At 42.4% G+C, this 5,101-nt stretch carries 4 protein-coding genes; 1 reads left to right on the top strand and 3 read right to left on the bottom strand.

Annotation, left to right across the window (positions count from 1 at the left end; translation table 11 throughout):
• The first annotated feature begins 57 nt into the window (after positions 1-57).
• The gene (locus tag VLN09_RS02285; RefSeq protein WP_325243598.1) at positions 58-687 is read left to right on the top strand and encodes a glutathione S-transferase; all 630 of its coding nucleotides are present in this window, start codon (positions 58-60) and stop codon (positions 685-687) included.
• 191 nt (positions 688-878) lie between these two features.
• Here the strand turns inward: VLN09_RS02285 and pdxH are convergent, their stop codons facing one another.
• From pdxH to guaB, 3 genes are all read right to left on the bottom strand, one after another.
• Positions 879-1,544: a pyridoxamine 5'-phosphate oxidase gene (gene pdxH, locus VLN09_RS02280; protein WP_414709072.1), complete on the bottom strand. Its 666-nt coding sequence runs from the start codon at positions 1,542-1,544 to the stop codon at positions 879-881.
• A 38-nt stretch (positions 1,545-1,582) separates the two neighbouring features.
• The gene (gene glmM / locus VLN09_RS02275; protein ID WP_325243597.1) at positions 1,583-2,950 is read right to left on the bottom strand and encodes a phosphoglucosamine mutase; all 1,368 of its coding nucleotides are present in this window, start codon (positions 2,948-2,950) and stop codon (positions 1,583-1,585) included.
• Positions 2,951-3,184: 234 nt separating this feature from the next.
• Positions 3,185-4,657: an IMP dehydrogenase gene (gene guaB / locus VLN09_RS02270; protein WP_325243596.1), complete on the bottom strand. Its 1,473-nt coding sequence runs from the start codon at positions 4,655-4,657 to the stop codon at positions 3,185-3,187.
• Positions 4,658-5,101 lie beyond the last annotated feature (444 nt).

Genomic DNA, 5,101 nt, shown 5'->3' with positions numbered 1-5,101 from the left:
TTGAAGATAAAACCACAGTAGAAATGGCAAATAACACTCTATCATAAAGGCAAAGTTATGATTCGTTTACATCATCTCAATCAATCACGCTCCTTGCGTACTTTATGGCTCTTAGAAGAGCTAGGTGTTCCTTATGAGATCGTCAGTCATCAGCGTGATGCCAAGACTCATTTAGCACCAGACTCTCTAAAGGCAGTACATCCACTCGGTAAGTCTCCGGTTATCGAGATGGATGGACAAATCTATGCTGAGTCAGGTGCCATTACTGAGTTATTGATTGAACGATTTGCGCCAGAGCGTCTGCGCCCTGCGACAGACAGTTCGGACTATGGCCATTATCTGCAGTGGATTGATTTTGCAGAAAGCTCACTCATGTTGCCATTAATGCTTGAGCTATTTACCAACAAAGCAGGCATTGATGACAATGCGTTTTTGAACGGTTACATCGAGACAGAAAAAACCAGATTATTCAAGTATCTGGATGCCTCGGTTGAAGGCCAATCGTTTATTGTAGGTGATCAATTGAGCGGTGCTGACTTTATGCTGTCATTTGATTTGATCATACTAGCCAAGCGTCAAAAACTCGAAGCTTATCCGCATATTAAACAATATGCTGAAAAGTTAGCCAGTCTTGATAGCTATCAGCGCGCTATGCATTTAGAAGCAGAATATGATGAATCAATTTAATATCTGATATTAACTAATGCTACGTACTAACTGATCGGCCAATTGTTTGATATACAAAAACAGCTCTTTATAGAGCTGTTTTTTTTATGAGTCCTTTACTTTAATAATCACGTCATATGAAAAAGCCACTCTAAATACCTATATAACTGGATCTAGAGTGGCTTTAATCTATCTTTAAAATAATCTAACTGTTATGGTAATAGACGTTTGGTTGTCCAACTTGCTGTGCCATCATTATGATCGCTAGCTTGCGTATACACGATTCGATCATGCATCCGATTGGTGCGACCTTGCCAAAACTCAATCTCATTGATAGTAATCTCGTAACCACCCCAAAACTCTGGCGTCGGTACGGCTGCGCCTTCTGGATAATCTGTTTGCAACTGCTCAAACGTCTGCTCCATCATATCGCGGCTAGCAACTTCACCGCTTTGTGGTTGGCTAACCCACGCACCTACTTGGCTATCGTGCGGACGTTTTCGGAAATAAGCCGCAGATTTATCAGCATCAATTTTAGCAATACTACCGCTGATACGAATCTGACGCTCAAGCTTATGCCAAAAAAACAGCGCTTCTGCATTGGGGTTTTCAGCGATGTCTTGCCCCTTGGCACTTTCGTAATTGGTATAAAAAACAATACCTTGATCCGTAGTTTCACGCAAAAGAACAATACGCACGCTTGGTTTATTATCCGCTCCGCAAGTCGCTAGACTCATCGCATAAGGCTCTTGCACTTGCGCCTCTATTGCCTCATGCATCCAAGCCTTTAGCAGCTCAAACGGCGATGTTGGTACTGACTGTTGGTCAAGCTGACCTTTTTCATACGACAAACGCTGATCGGTAAAGTCCATACTCATGATTGTCCCTTATTTTAGTATATTTTTATTAAAGAATATTAACCTAGTATAGCTTTGATTTTATCTGCCAAATCATTCGCCATCACATCACACTCTATCTCATCATCTGACTCAACCATAACTCGAATCATCGGTTCTGTACCCGATTGGCGAATAAGCAAGCGACCACGGCCCTCTAGAGTAGCACGTGCTTTATCAAAAGCGGCAACCAGTTCTTCATATTCAAACGGATCTTGCATTTGAGACAAGCGCACATTGACCAGTTTTTGTGGCAATACTTCAAACCCTTCGATCAAATCGCTTAGCGCTTTACCTCTTGCTTGCATGACTGCAAGTATCTGCAAACTTGCGATAATAGCATCGCCAGTTCGGCTTTTATCCAAGCATAAAATATGACCTGATGGCTCACCGCCCAATATCCAACCGTTTGCTTCAAGCTCTTGCATCACATAGCGATCGCCTACTTTTGCGCGAGTAAATGCAATATCAGCCGCTTTTAGTGCTAACTCTAAACCCATATTACTCATCAACGTGCCAACGACACCTGTTGCCTTTTTTTGACCTTGGGTAGCAAGCACATACAAGATGCCATCACCATCGACCAACTTACCGGCTTCATCAACCATGACAATACGGTCGCCATCACCATCTAAGCCAATACCCACATCGGCTTCGTATTTGAGCACCGCTGCCTGTAAACTTTCCGGATGGGTCGAACCGCAATGTGCATTGATATTAATGCCATCAGGCTTATTATTAATAGCGATAACATTAGCGCCTAGCTCACGCATGACACGAGGCGCTACACTATAGCCTGCACCATTTGCACAGTCGACGACCACAGTCAGATGATCTAAATCATATTGATAAGGAAAGCTGCCTTTACAGAATTCAATATAGCGCCCTTTTGCATCATCAATACGATGATTTTTACCCAATTGCGCGGGGTCAAGAATAGGCATCAGAGTATCATTACTGCCCGTAGCAGCCATGATGGCGTCTAACTTATCATTGATGGCATTTTGCATCTCATCGGTCAGTTTTTTACCATCACCTGAAAAGAATTTGATGCCGTTATCAAAATAGGGATTATGAGAGGCTGAAATAACCACACCTGCATCAGCATTGAAGCTACGCGTTAAATGGGCTATAGCAGGCGTCGGTAACGGTCCAAGCATATGTACATCCACACCCGCAGCGTTAAAGCCTGCTTGCAATGCGCCTTCAATCACATAGCCTGACAACCGCGTGTCTTTACCAATCACAACGCTTGGCTTACGCGCCGCATTTTGATTGTTTTCTATCAAAACCAAACCTGTGACATAACCCAACTTTAAGATAAAGTCTGGCGTAATTGGCAGCTCACCAAATTTACCGCGAATACCATCAGTGCCAAAGTAGCTCATTATTATTTTTCCTTAAATCTAAAAGTAAAAGACCAGACGCGGACGTAAGCTAAGTGGGTTTGATAACTCGCTCTGGTAATATAAGCCGTTATCACCTATTATTAGAATAATCTATTATGGTATTTTACAAAAAAACAGCCAACAATAACAAGGCATCGTTGGCTGTTTGTATTTTGATGTCACTTAACGCGATCAAACTGACTGTAATCGCATCTTACAGCGTCAAAAATACCATTAATCAACTCGATAGTTAGGCGCTTCTTTAGTAATCTGTACATCGTGGACATGAGATTCTTTCATGCCTGCTGAAGTCACTTTGATAAATTGCGGTTTGCTACGCATCTCTTCAATCGTGGCACAGCCTGTATAACCCATAGATGAACGCAGACCACCTACCAGTTGATTGACGATACCAGCGACTGGACCTTTATAAGGTACGCGACCTTCGATACCTTCTGGCACCAATTTTTCCACACCATCTTTGGCATCTTGGAAGTAGCGATCTGAAGAGCCGTTTTGACCTGACATCGCGCCTAAGCTACCCATACCGCGATAGGCTTTATAATAGCGACCTTGGAACAACTCAACTTCACCTGGCGCCTCTTCCGTACCTGCCATAAGTGAACCAACCATTATGCATGATGCACCAGCAGCAATGGCTTTTGCCATATCACCTGAGTAGCGAATACCACCATCAGCAATCAATGGAATACTGTCTTGCAAAGCGCTTGCCACACTATCAATCGCCGAGATTTGTGGCACACCGATACCAGCGATAATACGCGTGGTACAGATAGATCCTGGACCAATACCGACTTTTACCGCATCCGCACCAGCATCACGTAAGGCTTTTGCAGCATCGCCTGTCGCGATGTTACCGCCAATCACTTGTACATGTGGGAAATGTTTTTTAATCCAAGATACTTTATCAATCACGCCTCTTGAATGGCCATGTGCAGTATCAACAACAATAATATCAACGTCAGCGGCAATCAATGCTTCAACGCGTGCTTGGGTATCAGCGCCAGTACCAACTGCTGCGCCAACGCGCAAGCGACCTTGGTCATCTTTACAAGCATTTGGATTGTTTTCTGCTTTGGTAAAGTCATTGACCGTAATCAGACCACGCAAACGGAAATCATCATTGATCACAATAACTTTTTCGATACGGTGCTCATGTAGCAGTCTTTTAATGTTTTCATTGCTCTCACCTTCTTTAACGGTGACGAGCTGCTCTTTTGGCGTCATGATATGGCTGACAGGCAATGATAGATTGGTTTCAAAGCGCCAGTCACGATGAGTGACGATACCGACTACTTTATCGGTACCCTTCTCAACTACGGGCACACCTGAGATATTATTGTCTTGGGTCAGTCTTAATAACTCACCGATGGTCATCTCTGGATGCACAGTAATAGGATCAACTACCGTACCGGCTTCGAATTTTTTGACGCGGCGTACTTGCATCGCCTGCTTATCGATATCCATGCTCTTATGCAAGATACCTAAACCACCAAGCTGTGCCATGGTAATGGCCATCTCAGACTCAGTGACTGTATCCATAGCAGCAGAGATTAGCGGTAAATTTAGCGTAATACTTTTTGTTAGGCGGGTCGTTAGATTAGCAGCTTTTGGTAGAATTTCAGAATAAGCTGGCAATAATAAAACGTCATCAAAGGTTAAGGCTTCATCGACAATTCGCAACATACAGACCCCTAGTGGTGGTTATTTTGATGGATGGGATTTTTGCATTAAAACAATCAACCAAGATTACCGATATGACTGTATGACTCTCAAGTCTTATATCACAAAAACTTAGAACCATAGAGCGTTAGATAACAATCAATGAGCCAGCTCAATAAAACACTCAAAAATTGCAATTTTTTTATCAGTGGTAAGTTTGCGCAAACATAGCGCCGCCCTACTCTTAATTGCTCATTTATCCCTTAAAAATAACGCCATATTATAACAAATATGCATGCACATCGCATGATATATTTGTCAGATTATTTTATATGCTGTATCACAGATATAAAAAAGCCAGATAATCTAGTATCTGGCTTCTCATAAAATCTCAACCACTAATAGTAAGAAAACATTATTCTATCTATTTAAAAAGTAGTATTTAAGCCTATTTGTAGGCCTTGACTA

It is taken from the genome of Psychrobacter sp. (assembly GCF_035469765.1).
Taxonomy (GTDB): Bacteria; Pseudomonadota; Gammaproteobacteria; order Pseudomonadales; family Moraxellaceae; genus Psychrobacter.
This window is presented reverse-complemented; position numbering and strand designations above follow the sequence as displayed.

What these genes read in the sequence shown, in the direction of transcription:
- VLN09_RS02285 (WP_325243598.1), top strand. Translation starts at nt 58, where the DNA reads ATGATTCGTTTACATCATCTCAATCAATCACGCTCCTTGCGTACTTTA.
- pdxH (WP_414709072.1), bottom strand. Translation starts at nt 1,544, where the DNA reads ATGAGTATGGACTTTACCGATCAGCGTTTGTCGTATGAAAAAGGTCAG.
- glmM (WP_325243597.1), bottom strand. Translation starts at nt 2,950, where the DNA reads ATGAGCTACTTTGGCACTGATGGTATTCGCGGTAAATTTGGTGAGCTG.
- guaB (WP_325243596.1), bottom strand. Translation starts at nt 4,657, where the DNA reads ATGTTGCGAATTGTCGATGAAGCCTTAACCTTTGATGACGTTTTATTA.